The 24,175-nt window shown below is 69.1% G+C and carries 20 protein-coding genes and 1 riboswitch; of the genes, 9 read left to right on the top strand and 11 right to left on the bottom strand.

Features of this window, described 5'->3' with window-relative positions:
• Position 1 precedes the first annotated feature (1 nt).
• The 5 genes from ASE35_RS11325 (at position 2) to dusB (ending at position 5,933) form a co-directional block, all read left to right on the top strand.
• Positions 2–967 (top strand): ribokinase, encoded by a 966-nt coding sequence (locus ASE35_RS11325; RefSeq protein ID WP_057163881.1) that lies wholly within the window; start codon positions 2–4, stop codon positions 965–967.
• 210 nt (positions 968–1,177) lie between these two features.
• Complete coding sequence (locus ASE35_RS11320; protein ID WP_057163880.1) at positions 1,178–3,301, top strand: TonB-dependent receptor; 2,124 nt, start codon at positions 1,178–1,180, stop codon at positions 3,299–3,301.
• A gap of 28 nt (positions 3,302–3,329) precedes the next feature.
• A complete protein-coding gene (locus ASE35_RS11315) occupies positions 3,330–4,424 on the top strand; it encodes a PepSY-associated TM helix domain-containing protein (RefSeq protein WP_057163879.1) in 1,095 nt (364 codons plus the stop codon).
• Positions 4,425–4,516: 92 nt separating this feature from the next.
• The gene (locus tag ASE35_RS11310; protein ID WP_056179558.1) at positions 4,517–4,852 is read left to right on the top strand and encodes a YegP family protein; all 336 of its coding nucleotides are present in this window, start codon (positions 4,517–4,519) and stop codon (positions 4,850–4,852) included.
• Positions 4,853–4,934: 82 nt separating this feature from the next.
• Positions 4,935–5,933 carry a tRNA dihydrouridine synthase DusB gene (gene dusB / locus ASE35_RS11305; protein ID WP_057163878.1) on the top strand — a complete coding sequence of 333 codons (999 nt, stop codon included), beginning with the start codon at positions 4,935–4,937 and terminating at the stop codon, positions 5,931–5,933.
• Positions 5,934–5,997: 64 nt separating this feature from the next.
• Here the strand turns inward: dusB and ASE35_RS11300 are convergent, their stop codons facing one another.
• From ASE35_RS11300 to ASE35_RS11265, 8 genes are all read right to left on the bottom strand, one after another.
• On the bottom strand, positions 5,998–6,456 hold the full coding sequence (locus ASE35_RS11300) for a PEGA domain-containing protein (protein ID WP_200957023.1): 459 nt from the start codon (positions 6,454–6,456) through the stop codon (positions 5,998–6,000).
• 207 nt (positions 6,457–6,663) lie between these two features.
• Entirely contained in the window at positions 6,664–7,713 is a 1,050-nt protein-coding gene (locus tag ASE35_RS11295) for a metal-dependent hydrolase (RefSeq protein ID WP_057163877.1), read from the bottom strand.
• Positions 7,714–7,821: 108 nt separating this feature from the next.
• Positions 7,822–8,211: a VOC family protein gene (locus ASE35_RS11290; RefSeq protein ID WP_056179546.1), complete on the bottom strand. Its 390-nt coding sequence runs from the start codon at positions 8,209–8,211 to the stop codon at positions 7,822–7,824.
• Positions 8,208–9,260 carry a ferritin-like protein gene (locus ASE35_RS11285; protein WP_056179543.1) on the bottom strand — a complete coding sequence of 351 codons (1,053 nt, stop codon included), beginning with the start codon at positions 9,258–9,260 and terminating at the stop codon, positions 8,208–8,210. The genes ASE35_RS11290 and ASE35_RS11285 overlap by 4 nt, the downstream gene beginning before the upstream one ends.
• Complete coding sequence (locus ASE35_RS11280) at positions 9,257–11,218, bottom strand: hypothetical protein (RefSeq protein WP_057163876.1); 1,962 nt, start codon at positions 11,216–11,218, stop codon at positions 9,257–9,259. The genes ASE35_RS11285 and ASE35_RS11280 overlap by 4 nt, the downstream gene beginning before the upstream one ends.
• 92 nt (positions 11,219–11,310) lie before the next feature.
• Positions 11,311–12,219, bottom strand: a complete 909-nt coding sequence (locus ASE35_RS11275) for a hypothetical protein (protein WP_057163875.1) — start codon at positions 12,217–12,219, stop codon at positions 11,311–11,313.
• Between the two features lie 83 nt (positions 12,220–12,302).
• Positions 12,303–13,025, bottom strand: a complete 723-nt coding sequence (locus tag ASE35_RS11270) for a VTT domain-containing protein (RefSeq protein WP_157489416.1) — start codon at positions 13,023–13,025, stop codon at positions 12,303–12,305.
• Positions 13,022–14,923, bottom strand: a complete 1,902-nt coding sequence (locus tag ASE35_RS11265; protein ID WP_162259051.1) for a TonB-dependent receptor — start codon at positions 14,921–14,923, stop codon at positions 13,022–13,024. The genes ASE35_RS11270 and ASE35_RS11265 overlap by 4 nt, the downstream gene beginning before the upstream one ends.
• Before the next feature lie 587 nt (positions 14,924–15,510).
• Here ASE35_RS11265 and ASE35_RS11260 point away from each other — a divergent pair.
• The gene (locus ASE35_RS11260; RefSeq protein WP_157489415.1) at positions 15,511–15,813 is read left to right on the top strand and encodes a hypothetical protein; all 303 of its coding nucleotides are present in this window, start codon (positions 15,511–15,513) and stop codon (positions 15,811–15,813) included.
• 303 nt (positions 15,814–16,116) lie between these two features.
• On the opposite strand, the gene ASE35_RS11255 is transcribed toward ASE35_RS11260, so the two are convergent.
• Both ASE35_RS11255 and ASE35_RS11250 read right to left on the bottom strand, forming a co-directional pair.
• Positions 16,117–16,941, bottom strand: coding sequence for a UDP-2,3-diacylglucosamine diphosphatase (locus ASE35_RS11255; protein WP_057163872.1), 825 nt, complete (start codon positions 16,939–16,941; stop codon positions 16,117–16,119).
• Positions 16,938–18,698 carry a lysophospholipid acyltransferase family protein gene (locus tag ASE35_RS11250; RefSeq protein WP_057163871.1) on the bottom strand — a complete coding sequence of 587 codons (1,761 nt, stop codon included), beginning with the start codon at positions 18,696–18,698 and terminating at the stop codon, positions 16,938–16,940. Before ASE35_RS11250 ends, ASE35_RS11255 begins: the two co-directional genes overlap by 4 nt.
• A gap of 196 nt (positions 18,699–18,894) precedes the next feature.
• On the opposite strand from ASE35_RS11250, the gene metK reads away from it, so the two are divergent.
• The 3 genes from metK (at position 18,895) to ASE35_RS11235 (ending at position 21,200) form a co-directional block, all read left to right on the top strand.
• Positions 18,895–20,118 (top strand): methionine adenosyltransferase, encoded by a 1,224-nt coding sequence (metK, locus tag ASE35_RS11245; RefSeq protein WP_057163870.1) that lies wholly within the window; start codon positions 18,895–18,897, stop codon positions 20,116–20,118.
• Positions 20,119–20,357: 239 nt separating this feature from the next.
• Positions 20,358–20,588, top strand: coding sequence for a DUF3955 domain-containing protein (locus ASE35_RS11240; protein ID WP_057163869.1), 231 nt, complete (start codon positions 20,358–20,360; stop codon positions 20,586–20,588).
• A gap of 150 nt (positions 20,589–20,738) precedes the next feature.
• The gene (locus tag ASE35_RS11235; RefSeq protein ID WP_057163868.1) at positions 20,739–21,200 is read left to right on the top strand and encodes a hypothetical protein; all 462 of its coding nucleotides are present in this window, start codon (positions 20,739–20,741) and stop codon (positions 21,198–21,200) included.
• A 197-nt stretch (positions 21,201–21,397) separates the two neighbouring features.
• Here ASE35_RS11235 and ASE35_RS11230 read toward each other — a convergent pair whose 3' ends face one another.
• Positions 21,398–23,926, bottom strand: coding sequence for a prolyl oligopeptidase family serine peptidase (locus ASE35_RS11230; protein ID WP_057163867.1), 2,529 nt, complete (start codon positions 23,924–23,926; stop codon positions 21,398–21,400).
• A 158-nt stretch (positions 23,927–24,084) separates the two neighbouring features.
• A riboswitch (S-adenosyl-L-homocysteine riboswitch) is annotated at positions 24,085–24,164 on the top strand.
• Positions 24,165–24,175: the final 11 nt, after the last annotated feature.

Raw genomic sequence — 24,175 nt, 5'->3', positions numbered from 1 at the left:
CATGAGCAAGGTCGTCGTCGTCGGTTCCTTCAACGTCGATCACGTCTGGTCGGTCGCGGCGCTGCCGCGACCCGGCGAGACCCTGGCCGGGCAGTACCACACCGGCCCAGGCGGCAAGGGTTTCAACCAGGCCACCGCCTCGGCGCGCGCCGGCGCCAGCACCAGCTTCGTGTGCGCGCTGGGCGAGGACGCGGGCGGCCAGCTCGCACGCGCGCTGGCTACCGCCGACGGCATCGACCTGCGCGACCTGCGCAGCGACGCGCCGACCGGCACCGCCGGCATCTACGTCGATCGCGACGGCCGCAATTCCATCGTGATCGGTCCCGGCGCCAACGCCGAACTGTCGACCGTGTTCGTGGATCTGCAACGCGAAGCCATCGCCCAGGCACGCGTGGTGCTGGGGCAGCTGGAATCGCCGCCGGCCTCGGTCGCGGCCGCGTTCGCGCATGCGCGCGGCGTCGGCGCGCTGGCCCTGCTCAATCCGGCCCCGGCCGACGCGGTGGCCACGCCGGAGCTGTGGGCGCTGGCCGACGTGATCACGCCCAACGAAACCGAGTTCTGCGCCCAGCTCAAGCGCCACACCGGCGCCGTGGTCGATCCCGAGCGCCTGGCCGCCCTGGCCGACGACGAACTGCACGCCGACTGCCGGCGCCTGCTGCCGCACGGCAGCGTGGTGGTGACCCTGGGCTCGGCCGGCTGCTTCGTCTCGCATGCCGACGGCCGCCTGCACGGCGACGCGCAGGCCTACTACCGGGTCGCGGCCGCGCCGGTGCGCGCGGTCGACACCACCGGCGCCGGCGACGCCTTCAACGGCGCCCTGGCCGCCGCGCTGGCGCGTAACACCGACGCCGCCTTCGCCGACCACGTGGCCTACGCCACCCGCTACGCCGGCCTGTCCACCGAGCGCGCGGGCGCGGCCTCGGCCATGCCCCGCGACAGCGAGCTGCGCGCACGCTTCGGCGCGTAAACGACGGGCCTGGGCCCGTCCTGGGCTTCGCAACCACCCTCCGCCTTCTCAGGGGCGATCGAGGCCGCCATCGCGGCCCTCGACAGCGTCATCGCGTGGCGCGAAGCCTGCCTTCGCCAACTCCGGGCTGCCAGCCGATCCCACCTCCGGCTGTCAAATGCGAATAACTCGCATTATCATGGCGGTCCCCTGCAGTTCCCGGATCCAGTAATGCCCCCTCGTCACCTGCTCGCCAGCGCCCTGTTGGCCGCCCTCGCCGCGCCCGTCGCCCACGCCGCCGACGCGGCCACCGACCTCGACCGCGTCACCGTCTCGGCCAGCACCAGCCGCATGCCGAATTCCGAGGCCGCGCTGCCGAACACGATCACCGTGATCGACCAGGAGCAGTTGCGTCAGCAACTCGCGGTCACCCAGGACATCTCGCAGGTGCTGGCCAACCTGATCCCCTCGTTCTCGCCCTCGCGCCAGAAGCTCACCAACGGCGGCGAGACCCTGCGCGGGCGCAAGCCGCTGTACCTGGTGGACGGCGTGCCGCAGTCCACGCCGCTGCGCGAAGGCGGACGCGACGGCCACACCGTCGATCCGGCCATGATCGAACGCATCGAGGTCATCCATGGCGCCAACGCGCTGCAGGGCCTGGGCGCCTCGGGCGGCATCATCAACATCATCACCAAGCGCGCCCCGCGTCAGGACGGCGAGACCTTCCAGGACGTGAGCATCGGCGCCAGCACCGCGCTGCCGAACCGCAGCGACAGCACCGGCTATCGCGCCTCCTATCTGTTCGGCACCCGCAGCGGCGCCTTCGATTTCGTCGGCGGCCTGTCCTACGCCAGCGAGGGCCTGTACTACGACGGCAACGGCGACGCGATCGCGGTCAACGACATCCAGGGCGACCTGATGGACGCGCGCAGCCACAACCTGTTCGCCAAGCTGGGCTGGGAACTCGACGACGAGCGCCGCCTGCAGCTCACCGCCAGCCGTTACGAGCTGCAGGGCAACAACGACTACATCACCGTCAACGGCAACCTCGCCACCGGCCAGCTCGCGACCTCGGCGCGCGGCAGCCGCGAGGGCGAAGGCGCGCGCAACCGCTCGACCTCGGTGGCGCTGGACTACAGCGACAAGTCGCTGGCCGGCGGCTATTTCCAGGCGCAGGTGTACTGGGTGGACTTCAACGGCCTGTACGGCGCGTCCGACTGGGGCGACTTCTGGCGCGACGGCCGCGACCTCAACTGGTGGGACCAGTCGCAGAACGTGTCCGAGAAGCTCGGCGGCAAGTTCAGCTGGTCGCGCGACAACCTGTTCGACCAGCGCCTGCGCGTGACCCTGGGCCTGGACTGGGGACGCGACACCACCTATCAGGAGCTGGTGGTGGCGCGCATGAACTGGGTGCCGGAAACCCAGTACGAATCCTGGTCGCCGTTCGTGCAGGCCGAGTGGTGGCTCACCGACAAGATCATGCTGACCGGCGGCCTGCGCTACGAGCGCGGCAAGCTCAAGGTCGACGACTTCACCACCATTCCCGCCAACGCCGGCGGCAGCCGCTTCGTCGCGGGCGGCACGCCCAAGACCAGCGAAACCCTGCCGAACTTCGGCGTGGTGTTCGAGGCCACCGATTCGCTGAAGTTCTACGCCTCCTACGCCGAGGGCTACACCGTCGCCGACATCGGCCGCGTGCTGCGCGGCATCACCGCGCCGAACCAGCGCGTCGACAAGCTGGTGGATCTGTCGCCGGTGGTGTCGGACAACCGCGAGATCGGCGTCGATTTCGACAACGGCCGCTGGCTGGCGCATTTGGCCGCGTACTGGTCGGATTCCGATCTGGGCTCGCGCCTGGCCTTCGACACCGCCACCCAGAGCTACAACGTGGTGCGCGAGCGCACCGAAATCCGCGGCATCGAAGGCAACGTCGCGTTTCAGTTCTCCGAGGCCGGCCGCGTCGGCCTGGGCTACGCCGGCGCCAAGGGCCGCTACGACAGCAACGGCGACGACCGCGTCGACAGCGACCTGCCCGGCATCAACATCAGCCCCGACCGCGTGACCGCGTTCTGGGACCAGCGCTGGACGCCGACGATGTCCACCCGCCTGCAGGGCAGCCGCTCGCTGGACCGCGACTTCGACCTGCGCGGTACGCAAGTCGCCAGCGCCGACGGCACCACCACCGTCGATCTGCAGGCGCGTTTCGCCCTGCCGCTGGGCAGCCTGAGCCTGGGCATCGAGAATCTGTTCGACGATCAGTACATCACCTACTACTCGCAGAGCACGCCGCGCGCCGACACCTATGTCGCCGGTCGCGGGCGCGTGTTCAGCGCGAGCTGGTCGCACCGTTTCTAAGCGCAAGCCCACACCATTCGAGCCCAGCATGACGTCGCGCCAGGCATCCCATCCGATCAAGCGCCGCCTGCGGGCGACGCTGAAGTGGCTGCATCTGTGGCTGGGCCTCGGCGCAGGCCTGGTGTTCGCGCTGGTCGCGCTGTCGGGCACCGTGCTGGCGTTCCAGCGCGAGCTGCTGGCGTGGTCGCATCCGCAACTGATCGAACACGCGCCGCCGTCGCCCGCGCAGCGCGAAGCCGCGCTCGCGCGCATCGTCGCCGACTGGCGGGCGCAGGGCCTGAGCTCGCTGGACCTGCCGAGCGCGCAGTTGCCGGTATGGCAGGGCTATTTCCCCGACGGCGAGCGCCGCTACTTCGACGGCGCCAACGGCGAGCTGCTGTTGGTGCGCAACAAGGGCAACGACTGGGTGCTGTGGCTGCGCGACTGGCATACCCATCTGCTGAGCGGCAAAGCCGGCGAACAAGTGCTGGGCGTGGTCGGCCTGATCGCGCTGTTTCTGCTGTTGAGCGGTCTGTACCTGTGGTGGCCGCGCTGGTCCGCGCTCGGCGCGAGCTTGCGCTGGTACCGCGGCCCGCCGACCCGACGCTGGTTCAGCTGGCACCGCGGCGCCGGCGTGCTGTGGCTGCCGCTGACCTTGTTGGCGGTGCTGACCGGGGTCGGCATGGTCTACGACGGCGCCACCCGCAGCGGCCTGCGCTTCGCGTTCGGCGACGACGAAGACGCGCGCAAGCCGCCCAAGCTGGCCGCCAGCGCACGCGCGATCGATTGGCCGGCGGTGCTGCGTGCGGCCGACGGCCGCCTGGCCGGCGCCGAACTGCGCCGCATCGGCCTGCCCAAAGCCGACAGCGGCCTGGTCTCGATCCGCATGCGCGCGGCCGGCGAATGGCACCCCGTCGGCCGCAGCGTGGTCTGGCTGGACCCCTACCGCGTGGCCGTGCTCGGCGTGCACGACGCCACCGCCCAGGACCGCGGCGCGCGCGTCAGCGAAGCCCTGTATCCCTTGCACGGCGGCTTCGTCGGCGGCCGGGTCTGGCAGGCGCTGGTCGCCTTCACCGGCCTGGTGCCGAGCTTCCTGCTGGTCACCGGCTTCCTGTTCTGGCGCCGTCGCACCGCCCGGCGCTGAGTGGCCCTGGCGGCCGGCTCCCGATGGACCGGTAACAAAGCCTGGTCTAGTGTGCTTGACTAGGGTCCTAACCCTTCCAAGGAGGAAACACGATGGCCGGCAAGTTCGAGATCAGCAAACGCTCCAACGGCGAGTTCCAGTTCGTGCTCAAGGCCGGCAACGGCCAGGTGATCCTGACCAGCGAAGGCTATGCGGCCAAGGCGTCCTGCACCGCCGGCATCGAGTCGGTGCGCAAGAACAGCCAGGATCCCAAGCGCTACGACCGCAAGACCGCCAGCAACGCCAAGCTCTATTTCAACCTGACCGCCACCAACGGCCAGGTGATCGGCACCAGCCAGATGTACGCCGACGAAAGCGGCCGCGAGAACGGCATCGCCTCTGTGACGCTGAACGCGCCGGGTGCCACGGTCGACGATCAGACCGACTGAGTTCCCTGCCCGGTCGGCTCAGGCCGGCCGGGCCCCTGAGCGCACGCGAAGCGGGCCGCCCGGCGCCCGCTACAATGGGCGCATGCGCATCGGTCCCCACGACATCGATCCCCGCGTGGTGCTGGCACCGATGGCCGGCGTCACCGACAAGCCGTTCCGGGTGCTGTGCAAGCGTCTGGGGGCCGGTCTGTGCGTGTCGGAGATGACCACCAGCGACGCGCGCTTCTGGAACACGGCCAAGTCGCGTCACCGCATGGACCACAGCGGCGAACCGGCGCCGATCAGCGTGCAGATCGCCGGCACCGTGCCCGAGATCATGGCCGAGGCGGCGCGCCACAACGTCGACCACGGCGCCCAGATCGTCGACATCAACATGGGCTGCCCGGCCAAGAAGGTCTGCAACGCCTGGGCCGGTTCGGCGCTGATGCGCGACGAGGCCTTGGTCGGCCGAATCCTGGATGCGGTGGTGCGGGCGGTGGATGTGCCGGTCACGCTCAAGATCCGCACCGGCTGGGATCACGATCAGCGCAACGCCTTGAACATCGCGCGCATCGCGCAGGCCGCGGGCATCCAGGCCCTGGCGGTGCACGGCCGTACCCGCGATCAGCAGTACACCGGCAGCGCCGAGTACGACACCATCGCCGCGGTCAAGGCGGAACTGCGCATCCCGGTGCTGGCCAACGGCGATATCGATACGCCGCACAAGGCCGCGATGGTGCTGGCACGCACCGGTTGCGACGCGGTGATGGTCGGCCGCGCGGCGCAGGGGCGGCCGTGGATCTTCCGCGAGATCGCGCATTACCTGGCCCACGGCGAACTGCTGGCGGAGCCGTCGCTGCGCGAGATCCGCGACTGGCTGCTCGGCCACCTCGAACACTTGCACGCGTTCTACGGCGAAGTCTCGGGCGTGCGCATCGCGCGCAAGCACCTGGGCTGGTACGCCAAGGACCGGCCCGAGAACGCCGCGTTCCGCGCCGTGGTCAATCGCGCCGAGAGCGCGGACGCGCAGCTGCGCCTGACCCGCGACTACTTCGACGCGCTGATCGCCGGCGTGGCGCCGCAACTGTCCGCGGCGGCCTGATCGCGGGCTTCGCGGCGGCTCGGCGCATGTCGCTCGAGCCGCCATGAACCCTGTCGCCAGGGCGTCAGCGCTTCTTCTTCTTCGCCTTGCTCTTGCTCTTGCTCTGGGCGTATTCCTCCGGGGTCTGACCGCCCTCCGGCACCGCTGGAAAACTCGGCGCGGCGCAACCGGGCGTTTCCTCGACCAGCGTCACCGCGAGCGGGTTCGGACGCAGGTCCTTGGTGGCGCCGCTGGCGGCGTCCACGCCCACGCCGATCAGCCCTCCGACAAGCACGTTACCGGCCATGCCGGCCGCGCCCGAACCCGCGATCTGGCTGTGCACTTGAGTCAGCACCGGACGGAATCCGCTTTTGCACAGTTCCACGGCGAGCGGATACTTGCGCTTCAAGGTCAAGGTACACGGCGTTTCGCAGCGCTCGCCATTGGATAGCGAGACCGTCGCGCCGATCGGCGTGCTGTCGATGGTGAGCGCTTGCGTCGTGCCGCGCGTGATCGTGGCGCAACCGACGCTGGCCAGCGTCATGAAGACGCCAGTCGCCAAGCCGAGTCGGCGTAGGAAAATCGGCATATTGTTCCCCTGTGCATGAAGGACGCATGCGTCCTGCGACCCCCAGTCGCGGTCGCATATCAGCACAGCGAATCGGCGCTAGCAACTGCGACGTACGCGCACGAAAACGCCCGCACGCAAAGCGCATTCGCTCTCAACATCAATGGCACACAACGTGTGCCTTCATTGCGCGGAGGGCGCGCCTGCGTCGGCTGTGCCGACGGCCGCCGCCGGCTCGTTCCAGATGCGCGTCCACATCGCCGGCAAGCGATCGGCGGCCTGCCACGGCCATTGCAGCTGCTGCGCAGGTACCTCGCTCCAACCGTCGGCGCCGCGCCGGGCGACCACGAAGCGGAAGTTGTAGTCCGGCTCCAGCCCCATGCGCAGATCGCTGAGCACCAACTGGCCGTCGCGTTGCTCGGCCTTCATGAAGCCGTGGTTGAACCAGGCCAGACGCGCGACGGCCGGGTATGCCGCGACCTGACGATAGGCGTCCACGTCGGAGCGGTAGGCCTGAAAACGCATGGGACCGCGATCCGCGTAGAGCGAACGTTCGCCCTCGACATAGCCTTGCGGCGTCATCGCCACCACCCGCCATAGCAGGATGTTGAACGGCATCGGCACCGAGAAGCGTGGCGCATCGGCCAGGCCCATCGCCAGCAACGCCGGTTGCGCGGCGCGCTCGGCGCGCTGCTTGGCCCATAGCGAACCGCCCAGGTACAGCGTGCTCAAGGCCAGGCCCAACAGCAACGCCCGCTGCGCGCTGGCCTTCGCGCGCGCGAACCAGGCCCAGATGCAGGCGGCCAGCAGCCACACGGTGTAGAGCGGATCGATGATGAAGATGCTGGACCACATGACCGGTCGCACCGTCAGCGGCCACAGCAACTGCGTGCCGTAAACGGTGAACGCGTCCAGGATGGGATGCGTGAGCAAGGCCGCCTGCATCGCCCAGAACCAACGCCGCGGCGATTGCGCCACGCGGCCGCCGCGGCGGCGGAACCAGGCCCACACCGCCCAGGCCACGAACGGCAGCACCAACAGCGAATGGCTGAGGCTGCGGTGCCAGGTCATGCGCGCGACCGGATCGTCGGTGAGCAGGTTCACCGGTATCACGTCCAGGTCCGGCAAGGTACCGAGGGCGGCGCCGGCCAACAGGGCGGCGCGACGATGGCCGGCCGGGGCGATGGCGGCGCTGAGCGCGGCGCCGAGCACGATCTGAGTCAGGGAATCCATGCCCGCATGCTAGCGCGCACGGCGTTGCCGCCACGCGGGCGGCAGCGCCGCGTCGTACGCGTCGGTTCAGCGGCGGGCCGGCGCGCGCTGCGGCCGACCCGCATCGCGCTAGCGCTGGAACGGCCGGATCAAACCGACCGGATTGCCCTCGGGGTCCTGGATCATCGCGAAGCTGTAGCCGTCGGCGTCGGCGGGTGCCATGTACTGACGCCCGCCGGCCGCGATCGCCGCGTCGATGGTGGCCTGCAGATCGTCGACCAACAGATAGAAGTTGTGCCCCGGTTCGAAGCCGGGCGTGTTCGGGTCGGCCTGGCCGATACCGCCCAGCAGCGGTTGCATGCGCACCGGGAAATGCACGTAAGCGAAGCCAGCATCGCCGTTCTCATAGCGCCAGCCGAACACTTGGCTGTAGAAGCGCTGCATCGCCGCCTGGTCCCGGGCGATGATCTCGAACATCGCCACCGGATGCCGGTTCACGGACGCGTCGCTGTCGCTCATCCCATACCCCCCTGGGTTTCGATGTACTCGTAGCTGGGGCCTACGGTGCGGCCCGTGCCGTCGCCGATATCGGTCTGCATCATCGCCACCGCCAGCACGCGCAGGTCGTACATCAGGCCGATCGCGCGATCCAAGGCCTGCGGCGTGCCGTTGAAGGCCTGATGCAGGGCGTTGAGCAAGGCGCTGTAGTTATAGGCGAATTGCTCGATGCGGCTGCGCGCCTGGGTGCCGGGCGCGAAGTCGGCGATCTTGCAGTTCGGCTTCAGCGGCCAGATCGCCGACGGGTCGAACTCGATCGGCACGCCGGCGTAGGCGTAGCCCTCGGGCGTGGTGATCAGTTCGCGTCCGGCCACGATCGATCCGAACATATAGAAATGCGCGGGATCGCCCGGCGACTGGAACGGCGTGACCGAGCTGCCCTCGCCTTCCAGCTTGATGATCTCGATGGCGTGGCAGGCCGACTCCGGGCCTTCGATCGGAAACAGCTTGTCGGGCGGGAACCAGGCGCTGTTCACCACCTGCGGGGGCGCGCTGGTGTGCACGAAGATGTCCTGGCCCAGCTCGCGGATGCGCTGCTGGATGGCGTCGTAGAACTCGCCGATGGTCGCGTATTCGGGTTCGGTGCCGGCCTGCAGCATGCGCTGGCGGATCGGGATCTCCTCCTCGGGCTGCTCGATGGCCATGAACACGTGCTTGACCAGGCCCATCGAGAACGCCTCGATGCCGACCCGCAATCCGTCGCCGATGTCCATCGGCAGCGGGCCCGGGTACTTGGGCACGAAGTCGCGGGTGTTGATCCGCGGGCTGCCGCCGATCGCGATCAGGATGTTGGCGGCGATGCTCATGTGCAGCATCTCCTGCACGATGATGCTGCGGATCATCGCGGCGATGCGGCGGTTGCTGCCTGGCCGCAGCGACAGCATCGCGGTCAGGTAGGGCGGGATGGTGCTGTGTTCCAGCTCGACCGCGTTCTGCAGGTATTTATGCAGATCGACCGCGGTCTCGGCGGCGCGGATGCCGCTGAGGATTTCCGGACGCAGGCGGATCATGGCGTGTCTCCCGGTTCTTGGCCCTGCCCCGCCTTGCGGCGCGCCAGGTACTGCAGGACGAACGCGGACTTGCCCGCGCTTTGCAGCGGCGCCAGATCGACCGGCGCGGGTTCCTGCGCGACGGCGGCGGCGGCGACGGGCGTCTCGGCGACGGTGGGCGCCAGCGGCGGTTTGCCGAGCAAGGGCAAGCCGTCGGGCGCGGGCGTGTCCAGCCAGCGCAGGATGGTGGCGCGATCGCCGGCGCTGAGGTCGCGCGTGACCGGCATGTGGTTGGGATCGCGGCGCGGGAGCGAGAATGCCAGACGCAGCGCCTTCAAGCGCGTGATCACCGAGTCGTAGCTGCGCAGATCGACCACGTAGCGGCTCATGATCGGATAGAGGTTGCCGTACTGGGTAAACAAGGGCTGGATGTCGTCGTACCAGGTTGGCGCCGCCGGCGGCTCGGTCTTGCTGTAGACCAGCACGCTTATATAGTTGAGCGGATTGGCGACATAGCCCGAGGGCTGGGCGGCGAGCAGGTAGCCGATGCCGTAGAGCTGGCCGGCGATGTAGCCGCGCGGCCGGCCCGGCCCGGCGTCGGACACGCGCAATTCGACCTGGGCGCGACCGGCCGCATCGGTGGTCGCGGTCGCGGCGTAGGCGATGGCGTCTGTGGGCGTGCCGATGTCGGGAATCGCCGCATGCGGCCGCGTCGGCGGCGTCATCGTGTCGCCGCCGCCGGAACCGCCCATGAAACCCTCGGTGGCGCTGAGCGCGATCCCGGCCCCGGCCAGCGGCTGGCCGTAGCGGGTGGCGTAGAACTCCAGACGGTCGCGCTCGCCCGGATCGAGGCGGAACACGAAGTCGTCGGCACGCAGGTACTGGCCGTCGAGCGACTCCTGCATTAGCACCTTGTAGAAGCCCGAGGGCTGCGGCGACAGCAACAGCAAGGGGCAGGCCGGCAGGAAGCTCTGCGCGCGCGGGTTCGCGCTGAGGTCGAAATCGATCACGCCCGCGGTCTGCGCGTACCAGTCCGGCGTTTGGTACGGCACTTCGCCGATCAGCGCGACCGAGTTGGCCGGAATGTCCGCGACCAGCTCAGCCGGCGGATTGAAGCTCAATACGCCGATCACCAGCGGGCCGAGATCTTCGAAGCCGCTGTCGGCGCTCTTGATCGGCAGGGTGTTGCCCAGGTCCAGGGTCAACGCGCTCGAGTCGGCCGCGACCTGGCCCTGGGCATCGTAGACGCCGTTCTTGGGCGCCAGCGGCGACTGCCCCGACGGCATCGCGATCATCTGGCGGCCGCGCACGAAATGCTTGGGCTCGCCGCGCAGATAGGGGCCGATGCTGCCGACCACGTGGCCCATGGTGTAGCGCGGGATGGTGGCGTCGCGACCGTAGCCGTAGACGTTGAACGCGATCGACAGCAGACCGTCCTCGGTGGCCTCGCGCAATGCGCGCAGCAGCGGCGAATCCAGGGCCGCGTCCCAGGCGATGTCCTCCAGCACCGACTGGTAGTTCGCCGCCAGCTTCTGATCCATGGGCACGCCGCTCTTCTGGCGTTGCCACAGGTTGCAGAACCCGACCGGCTTGAACTCGCCCTGCAGCACCGCCTTGCGCGCCGCGTCCAGCAGGCGCAGCTGCATGCCCCAGATCTGCGACACCATCTGCTGCTGCGGGTCCAGATCGACCAGCTTGCTGGGCGCGCGCTGGTCGGCGTTCTCCAGCAGCATGCCGATCGCGGGATCGTCGCCGGCGCCGCGCAGGGCCTTGCCGGCGAGCGCGCCGCCGGTCACCGCGCAATCCAGGAAGCGGAAGATGCCGGTGCCTTCGGGGTTCCAACTGCCGTTCTGGTTGTACTGCTGATACTCGGGGACGAAGGAGTCGTTCTGGAACGTGCGGACGTCGTTGTTGATGGTCGAGACGTCGGCCTGGAACCAGCCGCTGAAGTGCAAGCGCGGCGCGTCTAGGTAACTCATCGGGTGTGCTCCTGGCTATCGCGGCACCGAGCGTCCGGGCCGCGTCCTTGCTGGGATTCGGGTTCGCGAGAACCCGGCCGGTCCTACGGCTGCTATTTCTTCTGCTTGCCCGCCTGCTCCTTGTCCGGGCAGTCGCCGTCGAACAGACAGCACCACTCCGGCTCGACCGGACACATCTGCGCGACCTGGTCCCAGGTCGCGGCCGGATCGGGGCGCTCGGCGCGGAAGCTGCTGTAGTTCTGGCTCACGATCGGCGCGTTGGGCGGATCGGCGGGATAGCCCGAGAAAAAGAACGACTGCGGATGACGATAGGACGGCGCGTTCGCGTCCATCGGATGGTCGGAGGTGGGCTCGCGCCAGAACGCGTAACCGAACAGGATCTTCTGCGGGCCGACTTCGCGCGCATAGGCCTGCACGCTGCCGCCCAGATGGGTGCTGCGCTGGGCGTCGTAAGGCAGGTGCTTGATGAAGTCCAGGCGCGGCGGATGGTTCTTGGGCGAGAACTTGCAGCACTGCGGCGTGCCCGGCGGACGGTCGGCGTAGCGCAGGAAATAGGCCTTGTTGCCCAGCGAGACGAAGGCGCAGGTGAAGTTGTTGGCCGAGGGGAAGATCGGCAGGCACTGCTTTTCGTAGTACTCCATCATCGCGCCCTCGCCGTCCTTGTCGGCGGGCACGTAGGTCGAGTCGTAGTAGGTCGCGCCGTAGGACACCTGGTAGTCGGCCGGCGTCAGGCCCGCCGGCGGCGAGGTGTAGGGCGGCGGGTATTGCTCGTAGTTGGCGAACACCCGGTACATGGTCCAACCGCTGGTCCACCACTTCGGATACAGCGGGTCGCTGGGCTCGCCGGGCTTGCGCGCATGGATGCAGCGCGAGGCGGGCACGCAGCCTTTGTCGTTGTGGACGCCGCCGGTGTAGTAGATGTGGCGCTCGGCCGGCGTCTGCTTCGGCTTCGCGGCCTCGATCCTGGGGCCGGACGCCGCCGCCGTGCCGGCCGCCAGCATCAGCGCCAGCGCGCACCGGACCGCGATGCCTCGTGCCGACGCCCCTGTTCTGTTCCTCGACGCTGCGCTTGCGGAGATCCTGCTCATGGCGTTACTCCTCGATCGTGTTCACGGGATACAGCGGAGCCCGCGCCGGCCAGCAGCCGGCGCAGGAGGATGCGATGGATCAGCCACACCAGGGCCGGGAGGGCGAGTAGGGTCGGCAGCATCGCGGCCGGATGCGGTTCGCTCAGGCCCAGCCAGGCGCTGGCGCCGTACAGCGCACCGACCGCGCAGGACGACAGCGCCGCATGCGCGAACGCGGCCAGCGGCGGCACCCGCCACACCCCGGCCAGCAAGGCGCTGAGTTCGGCCAGCACCGGCAGCGGCCGCGCGGCGACGATCCACCACAGCGCCTGGCGCCGCGCCGACGCGCGCGCGCGATCCCACAAGGCCGCGCCGATCCAGCGCCGCAGGCGCGCCTCGGGCAGGACCCGGCCCAGCGCGTAGCCGAGCGCGAAGGCGAGCAGGCCACCGGTCGCGACCGCAAGCCCGCCGCACAACGGCCCCAGTCCCCAGCACAGCAGCATGCCGATCACGCTGCTCGGCACCGGCAGCACCACATCGGCCACCAACAGCGCGATGCCCAACGCGGCCAGCCACAGACGCGCGTCCTGCGCGGACAGCCAGGCCGGCGCGGCGCGGTCGAGGGCATCGCCCCACAGCGCGAACGGCACCAGCACGCAGGCCAGCAACACGACCGCGAACACCCCCAGGCGCCACCACGCCGCACGGCCTGCCGATACGGCGGGCGCGTTACCGTTCATTGCAGCGGCCAACGAAGGGCCAGGCGCAGTCTGCGTCCGGGCGAGTCGGTGCCGATGGTTTCCTCGCTACGCGCGTCGGCGAGGTTGTCGATCGCCAGCAGCAGCTGCGCCGGCCCCCATTGCTGGCGCAGGCTCAGGTCCAGCGTGGTGGTCGCGTCCAGCCGGCGCTCGCCGGTGGGAATCGAAGAATCGTAGCGTCGGCCCAGGTGTCGCAACGCCAGGGACAGTTCGCGACGCTCGCCCAGCGGCATGCCCACGGATGCGCTCCACTGCGCGCGCGGCCGATAGCGCAGCCGCGTTTCGTCGCCGTCGCCGTCGTAGGCCTTTACGCGCATCCAGCTGCCTTCGAATTGCAGGCGCCAGTCGTTGGCGTAGCGCCGTCCCGCGCGCCACTCCAGGCCGCGCGTTTCGATGCGCGCCCGGTTCACCAGTTGCGGCGGCGGGCCGGCGTCGAAATCGATCAGGTCGCGATAGCGCGCGTCGAACAGCGTCAGACGCAGGCTCCAGGGTGCGTCGGCCGCGGTCGCGTAGTAGAGCTCGCGATGCAGCGCGCGCTCGGGCTTGAGCGCGGGGTTTCCGACCAGCGGATGCGCGAGCGCATAGAAGCTGGGCCGCTTGGACGAGCGCGCGACCGACAGGCCCCATTCGCCGTGCTCGCCGCCCAGCGCGCGCTGCAACGACAGCATGGGATGGGTGGCGTCGTCGCCGCGATCGGGATGCTCGTAACGCAGGCCGCCCTGCGCGGTCCAAGGCCCCGCTTGCCAACGCGCCTCGGCGAAGGCGCTGGCGGTACTGCGGCGCAACGAGAAGCCGGCTGGCAGCTCGAAGCCGCCGAAATCGATCAGGCTGTCGAGGTCGCCGCGCTCGCGCTGGTACTGCGTGCCCAGGGTGAACATCAGCCCGTCGCCGGCCCGCAACAGCCAGTGCAATTGGGCTTCGTCGCGGCGATAGTCGCCGAGGCTGCGCATCGCCGGCAGGCCGAAGGGATCGCGCAGGCCCGGTGCGACGCCCGGCGTATCCTCGTCGCCATCGCGCGCGAGCGTCGCCAGTTGCGCTTCGATCGCGCCGCCGTGGCGCAGCCGGTATTCGCCACGCAAGGACAGCTGGCGGCTGCGGCTGCGGCGGCTGTCCAGGCTGCGGATCGCGGCATACGCGTCGCCGCCGCTGTCGTCGGGGAAGGCCAGATTGCGGCTGTCGCTGTAGCGCGCGGCCGCGTGCAGGCGGGTGCGCTCGCCCACGGCCCGGTCCCAGCCGAGGTTGGCGGCGCGCACGCGGTTGCGCGCGCCGCCTTCGCCGTTTTCCTCGCGCTGGGTCGCGCTAGCGCGCAAGGCCGTGCCTGCCCACGACGCCTGCGCCGCGCGCAAGCCGTCGCCGCCGACACTGGCGCCCAGGGTGGCGCCGGGCGCGGCGCGGCGGGTGAAGATATGGATCAATCCCGCGATCGCTTCGGCGTTGACCACGCTGGCGTTGCCGCGGACGATCTCGATGCGTTCGATGTCGTCGCTGGACAAGGTATTGAGATCGACCGCGCTGCCGCGCGAAGACAAGGGATCGTTCTGGCGCACGTGATCGATCAGGACCACCACGTGGCTGGGATCGGCGCCGCGCAGATACAGCGCGCCGAAGCCGCCGCTGCCCGAGCCGCGATCGATCACGATGCCGGCCTGGCGCGACAGGATGTCGGCCGCGCTCAGTCCCTGCAGCGCATCCAGATCGGCGCGCTCCAGCACCGTCACGTGCTGGCTCGCGGCCGCGACGGTGATCGGCAGGGCGCTGGCGCTGACCCGCTCGCGGTCCAGAGTGTGGATGTCGTCGGCGGCCTGCGCCGCGCGCAGCGGCGGCGCGACCAGCAATAGCGCGATAGCCAGAAGAGGGGGCGCGCAACGCGCCACGGGCATCAAGACATCCGGATCCTTCCGAACCATCGCGCACCGTCCCTGGTCGCTAAGCCGTTTTGTGGCCGGCGGCGCGATCGTGCCGCGTTACGCGTCGCTGCCGGCATCCCCTGTCCGCGGTCCGCGGCCATCGCTCCCCGATGCCCGTGTCCCGCCGTTCGCCTGGGGGACCCTCCCGCGGGGCTGAGGTTGGCACAGAATCCCGCGCCACGCCAATGCCCTCGCGCGGTGCAAGCAGGCGATGGCGCAGGCGTCGCATCGCGACATGGCGGGCGCCGCGGTCCTGGCTCGCGCGCGCCTGCAGCGGCGGCGCCGGGCCGCGATTTTCGGTATTCGCAAATCGCGCGCAACCGCGCATGGATGCCGGCACAGCGCGCGCGCGGCGACGAGACATCGCGATGCGATGCTGCCAAGCGCGCGCGCGTTGCTGCCGTTCGTCGGTTTCGTCGCTTACATGACGTCAGTCACGGGCCGTTCCGGCACTCGTTCGCTTGCGCGCGAACGCGAATCATACGAGTGCCGGAGTCACCCCACACCGGCCTGCGGCGACGTCGCAGCCACAGGGCCAGGAGGCCCGACCGGAGAACGTCATGAACGCAAGAACCGCACTGTTCGTCGTCGCGATGGCCGCTACCGCACCGGTCTATGCGAATGAAGTCGTCGGCACGCTGTCGCAGGAAACCGGCCTCAGCGAACGCAAGGTCCAGATGATCGTCGGCAACCGCACCGCGTTCGCCGAGTACACCCGCAGCTACGATCGTTCGCTCGCGCAGTTCAAGCGCGCGCTCGGCAACGAACGCTACCAGCGCCTGATGGCCGGCCAGACCATCCAGGTCGGCGAGCACCGGGTCGCGCTGGGCGGCATGCAGGACCGCGACGTAGCCGCCAAGTAGTCGCGACGCATCCGCCGCCGCTTGCCGCCCTCCCCTACGCTTGGGCGGGCGGTTGGCGGATGCGGGGGTGGGTTTTTGCGGCTGAGCTCGTTGGCTACAGCTTCGCGCGCTGCGCGGGGTTTGGTCTAGTGTGGCCGCTGCGTTCTGAGGCGAGCTCACGAAGTTCGGCGTTCGACGGCACGCCTCGACATGACGCTGAAGTCACTGGATCCCCGCCTTCGCGGGGATGACGAATCGAGATGACGCCGACTGGTTGGCGTCTACCTGAATCGCACGCCAGGAATCGAACGTTTCGACTAACTTTCAAGCCGCGTGCGGGAGCTGCGCGTCCGGCAGGCGCGGCGCGCGCGCCGGCAGCATCGCCAGGGTGTCGCCGTTGTGCGAGAGCAGCCGCAGGCTGCCGTCCGGATCTTCGGCCAACGCGGTCAGGCTCTCGACCCAGTCGCCGTCGTTGGCGTAGACGCAGCCGTCGCGTTCGAACAGACCCGGGCGGTGGATATGCCCGCAGATCACCCCGTCCAGTCCGCGCCGACGCGCGTCGTCCAGGCCGGCCTGCACGAAGCGCGCGATGTAGCGCTCGGCGGCGCCGCTTCGGCGCTTGAGGAATTCCGACAGCGACCAGTAGCGCAGGCCGAAGCGGCGGCGCACGCGGTTGAGCATCTGGTTGCCGGTGAGGATGCGGTAGTACAGCCAGTCGCCGAACTGCTCCTGCAGCCCGCCGAAGTGGGTCACGCCGTCGTAGTCGTCGCCGTGGGTGACCAGCAGGCGGCGGCCGTCGGCGGTGACGTGGATGCTGCGGCGCCGAATCGACATGCGCGGCAACGCCAGGCCGCAGAAGCGCCGGATCGGCCGGTCGTGATTGCCGGGCACGTAGATCAGTTCGGTGCCCGCGCGCCGCAGCGCGTGCAGGGCCTCGATCACGCGGTACTGGGCCGCGCCCCAGGTCATGCGCCGCTGCGCCATCCACCACAGATCGACGATATCGCCGACGAGATACAGACGGTCGCAGCGCAGGTTGCCCAGGAATTCCGCCAGTTCGGCGGCGTGGCAATGCTTGGCGCCCAGATGCACGTCCGACAGGAATACGGCGCGACGACGGGGCGGCAATTGGGCGATCGACGGGCTCATACGCGGCTCTCGCTGGCGACGGAAGCATCGTCGTGGCGCGCCGCGGCCGCTTCGGCCGCCGGGTCGACCACGCTCAGATAGCGTTCGCGCTTCTTCGGCCGCACGCGCTCCAGATCGACCTCGATCAGGCCGTCGACCGCGTCGCTGAAGGCCGGGTCCACGCCGAAGGCGAGGAACCGCGCCCCGCCCGGCTCGCACAATTCGGTGTACTGCTTGTAGAGCATGGGCAAGGTCGCGCCCAGCGCGTCCAGATTGCCGCGCAGCACCCGGAACGCGGTGCCGGCGTCGAGTTCGTCGAACTGCGGCGGCGCCGCGCGGTAGACGAAGGGCTGCTTCGACACCGCCTCGCCCTCCTCGGCGCCGTAGTAGTGCGCGTAGTAGGCGACGATCTGTTCGCGCGCGGCCGGCGGCAGCGCGGCGCTGATCGAGACCGGGCCGTACAGGTAGCGCACCTTGCGATGCCGGGCCAGGTAGGCGCCGATGCCCTGCCACAGATAATCGATGCTGCGGCTGCCCCAGTAGTCGGGCGCGACGAAGCTGCGCCCCAACTCCATGCCCTGGGCCAGGCGCGGCACGGTGTCGTCGGCGTAGCGGAACAACGAGGCGGTGTAGAGCCCGGCCAGGCCGCGCTCGGCCAGCACCTGGGCGCCGCGCGCGATGCGATAGGCGCCGGCGATCTTGGCCGCGGCCGCGTCCCACAGCACGATGTGTTCGTACCAGCTGTCGTAGAGGTCCACGTCCAGGCGCCGCCCGGTGCCCTCGCCGACCGCGCGGAAAGTGAGCTCGCGCAGGCGGCCGATCTCGCGCAGCAGCTTGGAACCGGCCTGGAGCCGGCCGACCCGGATCTGCTTGCCGTCGAAGGTCTGGCCCAGCGAGCTCAGGGCCGCGATCTCGATCTGCAGGGCGATCGGGTCGACCGCGTCGATCAGCGGCTCGGGGCCTTCCGGCGCCGGGCGCTCGCGCACGGTGCCGATCGCGTGCAGCTCGCGCCGCACCTCGCGCAGCAGGCGGTCGGGGTCGGCGTCGGCGGGCAGGCTCAGCGGGCGGCCGATGCGCAGGGCGATCCGGCGCGAGCCGCGCGCGAACATCTCGCGCGCCAGCAGCGCGGTGCCGGCCGGCTTGAACAGGGCCGAGGCGCCGTAGAACAGCGCCGAATTGCGCGCCTCGATGCGCACCGGCAGCACCGGCGCGCCGGTCTTGCGCGCGAAACGCAGGAAACCGCGCCGCCAGCGCCCGTCGGTGACCCCGCGCAGACCCAGCCGCGCGACTTCGCCGGCCGGGAACACGATCACGCACTGCTCGGCCTCCAGCGCCGCCTCGATCGCCTGCAGGCTCTCGGCGCTGGGCCGGCCGCCGAGGATCTTGACCGGCAGGATCAGCCCTTCCAGCCCGTCCAGGGCCTGCAGCAGGTCGTTGGCGACGATGCGCACGTCGCGGCGCACGCTGCCGACCAAGTCCAGCAGGGCCAGGGCGTCGATCGCGCCGGAGGGGTGGTTGGCGACCACCAGCAGGCGTCCGCTGGCCGGAATGCGCTGCTTTTCGGTCGGATCGGCGCTGTAACGCGCCTGCAGGAACTCCAGGGCCGCGCCGACGAAGGCGAAACCGCGCAGATGGCCGTTCTCGGCCAGGAAACCGTCGACCGCGTCGAACTTCGACCAGCGCCCGATGGTGCGCAGCAGCGGCCGGGCCAGCCGCTCGCGGCGGCCCCGAAACCACTGCGGGAAGCGTTCTTGCAGGCGGCGTTCGAGTTGCAGCATGTGCTGGCGTCGCGGTGGCGGCGGTATGCCGCGCAGCCTGGGCCGCGCCGGAGACAGTCCGATGGCGCTGGGGCTTCAGGCGTGTGACAGCCGCTTAACGACCCGGCAACGCCGGAAATGGGCACAATGCGCCGAACCGGCACAGCCTGTATCATAGGCGGCCATCTTTTTATCCGAATCGAAGGATATTCGCCCGATGTCCAGCTACCTGTTCACCTCCGAGTCCGTGTCCGAAGGCCATCCGGACAAGATCGCCGACCAGATTTCCGATGCGGTGCTGGACGCGATCCTGGCCCAGGACAAGCGCGCGCGCGTGGCCTGCGAAACCATGGTCAAGACCGGCGCTGCGATCGTCGCCGGCGAAGTCACCACTTCGGCCTGGGTCGATATCGAGTCGCTGGCGCGCAAGGTCATCAACGACATCGGCTACAACAATTCCAATGTCGGCTTCGACGGCCACACCTGCGCGATCATCAACATGCTCGGCAAGCAGTCGCCGGACATCGCCGCGGGCGTGGACCGCAAGAAGCCGGAAGAACAGGGCGCGGGCGACCAGGGCCTGATGTTCGGCTACGCTTGCAACGAAGCCCCGGAGTTCATGCCGGCGCCGATCTACTACTCGCACCGTCTGGTCGAGCAGCAGGCCAAGGTCCGCAAGCAGAAGAACTCCAAGCTGCCGTGGCTGCGTCCGGACGCCAAGTCGCAGGTCACCCTGCGCTACGACGACAAGCACCAGGTCGCCGGCCTCGACGCGGTCGTGCTGTCGACCCAGCACGATCCGGGCATCAAGCAGAAGGACCTGGTCGAGGGCGTGTACGAGCACATCCTCAAGCCGGTGCTGCCGAAGGCGTGGCTGGAAAAGCTGCCCAAGAGCAAGGTCCACATCAACCCGACCGGCATCTTCGTGATCGGCGGCCCGGTGGGCGACTGCGGCCTGACCGGCCGCAAGATCATCGTCGACAGCTACGGCGGCATGGCCCGTCACGGCGGCGGCGCGTTCTCGGGTAAGGATCCGTCCAAGGTCGATCGTTCGGCCGCGTACGCCGCGCGCTACGTCGCCAAGAACATCGTCGCCGCCGGCTTGGCCGACAAGTGCGAAGTGCAGGTCTCCTACGCGATCGGCGTGGCCGAGCCGACCTCGATCTCGGTCACCACCTTCGGCACCGGCAAGATCAGCGACGACAAGATCGAGAAGCTGATCCGCAAGCACTTCGACCTGCGCCCGTACGGCATCGTCAAGATGCTGGACCTGATCCACCCGGTCTACCAGCTGACCGCCGCTTACGGCCACTTCGGCCGCAAGCCGCGCGACGTCACCTACACCGACGCCGCCGGCAAGAAGCACACCGCGACCGCGTTCTCGTGGGAAAAGACCGACAAGGCCGACGATCTGCGCAAGGACGCCGGCATCAAGAAGTAATCCGCGCCACGCCTACGGGCGTCGCGTCGCGAAACGGAGCGCTTCGGCGCTCCGTTTTCGTTTGCGGGGGGCGGAAAAGCAAATCCCCCTCAATCCCCCTCAACAAAGGGGGAGGCAAAGCACCGCTTTTGGGGTCGCCCGTCTCGCCGGTGCGCGCCACCTTCGCTTCACAGACGCCTCATCCTGCGCGCACCCGCACGGCCCAGCCTGACGTCATCGCCACTCAGGAGCCCGCCGTCGTGTCCAGCCCGTCTCTCACCTCGCAAATCGCCGTCTCGCTGCTGATTCTGGGCAGCCTGTGCCTGATCTCATTCCGCCTGATCGGTTCCAGCATCGACGGCGACGGTGTCCTGCACGAGCCGTTCGCGCTGATACCGATCGGCTACGCGCTGATCGCCAGCGGCGCGGTGGTCGGCACGGTCGACCTGGTCCGCGCCGCCTTGGGCGCCCTCGCCCGTCGCCGCCGCTGATAGCAGCCAGGAACGGCCGGCTTGACCCCAACGATTTCCGCAGCCTGCTGCAAGTTCGACCCAGCAGGCGTGACTCGAATCGTCCTGTGCTGAGCAAGCAGCACAGAGACAGATGGGCCTTGTGCGAAGCAACGGAGCATCGCAGATCACATGAAGCGCGCCTTTCCACCTTTACTCCAGCTCGGCGCAATCGCCGCGACAATTGCGATCAGTGTCGTTGCCTGGCACCAGTACTGGCGCCTGCATCCCAACGAGGCGTTCGCGTTCATGACAGGCCGCCCTTTGCCGACCGGCGTCCACATTACGGCGTACACGTGGGAGATCAACGACAACCTGTTCCATATCAGTCATTACTGGATGCTGGCTGGCTCACCGGCGCAGCTGCGGCAGTTTCCTGCGGCCATGGCGCCTAGCGATGAGGCGGGAACTGTGCTCTATCCGTTGCATGAATCCACTGAAGATGCCCGAGATGCGCTGCCGGATATCGCCCACTTGTTCGGCCGGCCAAGGACAGTGGATCAGTTCGTCATCGGCTATGAGAGCGACGCTCCGCGCAACAACTGGTACTGGATATTCGCCGGTGAATCCGAGGCGCTCTACGAGCACAACTGAGCCGCTGCGATGGATGACCTCAATCATCGCCGCTGGGTCACACACACTACGTGGAAGGAGCTTCGGCCACGACATCTTTGCCCAGCCCGCGCCAGCGATCAGCCCATTTCAATCGGATAACGGCGGATTCCAATCCTCACGCCCTCGTCCAAAAAAAAGGGGCGCCTAGGCGCCCCTTCTCGCGCGGCTGCCGGCGCTTACTTGCCGGCCTTGCTCTTGCCGCCCTTGCCCTCGGCCTGCGCCGACTTGGCCTCGGCCTTGCCGTTCTTGACGTAGCGTTCCAGCCAGTCGTTCGACTCGGCCAGCATGTGCAGGATCGACTCGCGCGCGCGGTAGCCGTGCGCCTCGTTGGGCAGCATCACCAGGCGGGCGTTGCCGCCCAGGCCCTTGATCGCGGCGTACATGCGTTCGCTCTGGATCGGGAAGGTGCCGGAGTTGTTGTCCTGCTCGCCGTGGATCAGCAGGATCGGATCCTTGATCTTGTCGGCGAAGTTGAACGGCGACATGGTTTCGTAGGTGCTCTGCGCCTGCCAGTAATTGCGCTCCTCGGCCTGGAAACCGAACGGCGTCAGGGTGCGGTTGTAGGCGCCGCTACGGGCGATGCCGGCCTTGAACAGGCGCGTGTGCGCGAGCAGGTTGGCGGTCATGAAGGCGCCGTAGGAATGGCCGCCGATGGCGATGCGTTCGCGATCGGCGACGCCGCGCCGCACCACCTCGTCCACCGCCGCCTGGGCGCTGGAAGTGAGCTGTTCCAGATAGGTGTCGTTGGGCTCCTTGTCGCCCTCGCCCACGATCGGCATCGAAGGGTCGTCGAGCACCGCGTAGCCCATCGCCAGGAAAGCCTGCGGGCCCCAGTAGCTGATCGCGTTGAAGCGGTAAGGCGAGTCGGTGACCTGGCTGGCGGCGCTGGCGGATTTGAACTCCTGCGGATAGGCCCACATCAGCAGCGGCAGCGGGCCGTCGCGCTTGGGCTCGTACTTCGGTGGCAGGTAGAGCGTGCCGGTGAGCTCGACGCCGTCGGCGCGCTTGTAGCGGATCTGCTCCTTCTTGACGTCCTTGAGCTGCGGCGTGGGATGCGCGAAGCGGGTCAGCGCGGTCGGCGCGGCCTCGGCCTGGCTCAGGTCGCGAATGTAGTAGTTGGTCGGCTCGCTCGGCGATTCGCGCGTGCTGATGACGCGCGTGCCGGCGTTGTCGAGCAGCGCGCGCGGGTACTCGTAGTAAGGCGCCTGCGAGTGGAACAGACGGGTCTTCTTGCCGTCGGCGAGACTCAACTTGTCCACGAACGGGCGGTCGCCTTCGGCCGAGGCGCCGTCGCCGATCAGGAACACGTTGTCGCCCTCCAGGATCAGGCGCGGATTGCCGGCTGCGTCGCTCTGCGTGGCCGGCGTGCCGGGGTCGTTGTAGCGGTCCTCGTAGGAGCCTTCGAACACCAGCTGCGGCTCGCGACCGACGTCGTCCGGCGCCACGCGCCACTGCTTGGTCTGGCGGGTCTTCCACCACGACTCGCTGATCAGGGCCAGGTCGCCACGGCCCCATTCGATGTCGGACACGCGCGTGCCCAACCGCGCCAGGGTCACCGGCGGCTGCTCGAACGGCGCGGCCTGCATCAGCACCGCATCGCGGATCGCGACCTGCTTGGCCGGATCGCCGCCGTCCAGGGCCTCGGCCCAGACCAGGGTCGCCGGCGCATCGGCGCGCCAGCCGATATCGCGCACGCCGGTGGGCACCGCGTCGTTGCCGTTGGGCAGTCCCTCGAACAGCGGCAGCTTGGCGATTTCGTTGACCAGCTTGCCGTCCAGCGCCAGCACTTCGATCCGGCGCGGGAAGTAGAACGAGGGCACCACGTAGGAGAACGGCCGCTCGATCCGCTGCGCGAGCAGCAACTTGCCGTCCGGCGACGGCGTCAGCGACTGGTAGAGATCGGGCAGGCCGACCTTGGCGAGCTTGCCGCTCAGATCGATCAGGGCCGGCTGCGAGCGCAGGTAGTGCGCGAACAAGCGCGCGTCGGCCTCGTTCTTGAGCAGGTCCTGGTAGGTGCGCAGCTGCCGCACCGAGCCGCCGGCCTGGGTCTGCTGGGTGGCGGGACCGGTCGGGATGCCGTCGGACGCGGGCGGCGCGCCCTGGTTTTCGGGCTGCAGTTGCACCAGCAGGCGGCGGCTGTCGGGCATCCAGGTGTAGCCGCGTCCGCTGACGGTGTTCAGCGGCTGCGCGGTCAGACGACGCGCGCTGCGCGTGGCCACATCGACCACCCACAGCTCGTTGGCGCCGGTCTTGGCGTCGACGTGGTTGAAGGCGATCTGGCTCTGATCCGGCGACCAGCTGACGCTGGCCAGGGCCAGCGGCTGCGGCAGGCCCTGCAGGCGCAGGTCCTTGCGGGTCGCGATATCCAGCAGCCACAAATCGGTGCCGAAGCTGAATCGGCTCTGGGCGTAAGTGCGCGGATTGATGCGCACGCCGGCGAGCTTGAGCTCGGGCTGCGCGACCACGTCGATGCCGGGCAGATTGGGCACCTGCGTCATCGCCGCCAGATCGCGGCGCGGGCTCAGCATCAGCTGCGGCGGACGCGGGGCGTCGACCAGGGCCTGCAGCGCGGCCGGCGGCAGGCGGTAGCCGTTGTCGGTGGCGGCGGGCTTGGCCGGCGCGGCCGCGAACACGGCAACCGGCGCCAGCAACAGGGTGGCGATCAGGGCCAGGGAGACACAACCAGGCCGTAAGGGCTTCTTCATGGGCGATCCGCTTGCGTAGTGATGGCGGAACGGCCGCACCGCGGTGGTGGATCCCCTGCCGGCGGGCGGTCCGTCGATGAACGGGGCCGGGCGCCAGAGCCCTCCCCTGAGTCGAGAATAGCGGCTTCCGGCGGCGACTACCGGTACAATTCTGCCGGTTCGCCGAGGGGCGCTGCGACCGCGACGCAAGAGCGCGGCCAGGCTTGGCGGATTCCAAACGTAACGGCGCCCGATGTCCGCGGTCCCCGC

The organism is Lysobacter sp. Root916 (assembly GCF_001429785.1).
Taxonomy (GTDB): Bacteria; Pseudomonadota; Gammaproteobacteria; order Xanthomonadales; family Xanthomonadaceae; genus Lysobacter.
Note: the sequence above shows the minus strand (reverse complement) of the source record. Positions and strands in the feature narration are given on the sequence as shown.

Excerpts from the sequence above, each read along its gene's own strand:
- ASE35_RS11325 (WP_057163881.1), top strand. The coding sequence starts at position 2 with ATGAGCAAGGTCGTCGTCGTCGGTTCCTTCAACGTCGATCACGTCTGG.
- ASE35_RS11320 (WP_057163880.1), top strand. The coding sequence starts at position 1,178 with ATGCCCCCTCGTCACCTGCTCGCCAGCGCCCTGTTGGCCGCCCTCGCC.
- ASE35_RS11315 (WP_057163879.1), top strand. The coding sequence starts at position 3,330 with ATGACGTCGCGCCAGGCATCCCATCCGATCAAGCGCCGCCTGCGGGCG.
- ASE35_RS11310 (WP_056179558.1), top strand. The coding sequence starts at position 4,517 with ATGGCCGGCAAGTTCGAGATCAGCAAACGCTCCAACGGCGAGTTCCAG.
- dusB (WP_057163878.1), top strand. The coding sequence starts at position 4,935 with ATGCGCATCGGTCCCCACGACATCGATCCCCGCGTGGTGCTGGCACCG.
- ASE35_RS11300 (WP_200957023.1), bottom strand. The coding sequence starts at position 6,456 with ATGACGCTGGCCAGCGTCGGTTGCGCCACGATCACGCGCGGCACGACG.
- ASE35_RS11295 (WP_057163877.1), bottom strand. The coding sequence starts at position 7,713 with ATGGATTCCCTGACTCAGATCGTGCTCGGCGCCGCGCTCAGCGCCGCC.
- ASE35_RS11290 (WP_056179546.1), bottom strand. The coding sequence starts at position 8,211 with ATGAGCGACAGCGACGCGTCCGTGAACCGGCATCCGGTGGCGATGTTC.
- ASE35_RS11285 (WP_056179543.1), bottom strand. The coding sequence starts at position 9,260 with ATGATCCGCCTGCGTCCGGAAATCCTCAGCGGCATCCGCGCCGCCGAG.
- ASE35_RS11280 (WP_057163876.1), bottom strand. The coding sequence starts at position 11,218 with ATGAGTTACCTAGACGCGCCGCGCTTGCACTTCAGCGGCTGGTTCCAG.
- ASE35_RS11275 (WP_057163875.1), bottom strand. The coding sequence starts at position 12,219 with ATGCTGGCGGCCGGCACGGCGGCGGCGTCCGGCCCCAGGATCGAGGCC.
- ASE35_RS11270 (WP_157489416.1), bottom strand. The coding sequence starts at position 13,025 with ATGAACGGTAACGCGCCCGCCGTATCGGCAGGCCGTGCGGCGTGGTGG.
- ASE35_RS11265 (WP_162259051.1), bottom strand. The coding sequence starts at position 14,923 with ATGCCCGTGGCGCGTTGCGCGCCCCCTCTTCTGGCTATCGCGCTATTG.
- ASE35_RS11260 (WP_157489415.1), top strand. The coding sequence starts at position 15,511 with ATGAACGCAAGAACCGCACTGTTCGTCGTCGCGATGGCCGCTACCGCA.
- ASE35_RS11255 (WP_057163872.1), bottom strand. The coding sequence starts at position 16,941 with ATGAGCCCGTCGATCGCCCAATTGCCGCCCCGTCGTCGCGCCGTATTC.
- ASE35_RS11250 (WP_057163871.1), bottom strand. The coding sequence starts at position 18,698 with ATGCTGCAACTCGAACGCCGCCTGCAAGAACGCTTCCCGCAGTGGTTT.
- metK (WP_057163870.1), top strand. The coding sequence starts at position 18,895 with ATGTCCAGCTACCTGTTCACCTCCGAGTCCGTGTCCGAAGGCCATCCG.
- ASE35_RS11235 (WP_057163868.1), top strand. The coding sequence starts at position 20,739 with ATGAAGCGCGCCTTTCCACCTTTACTCCAGCTCGGCGCAATCGCCGCG.
- ASE35_RS11230 (WP_057163867.1), bottom strand. The coding sequence starts at position 23,926 with ATGAAGAAGCCCTTACGGCCTGGTTGTGTCTCCCTGGCCCTGATCGCC.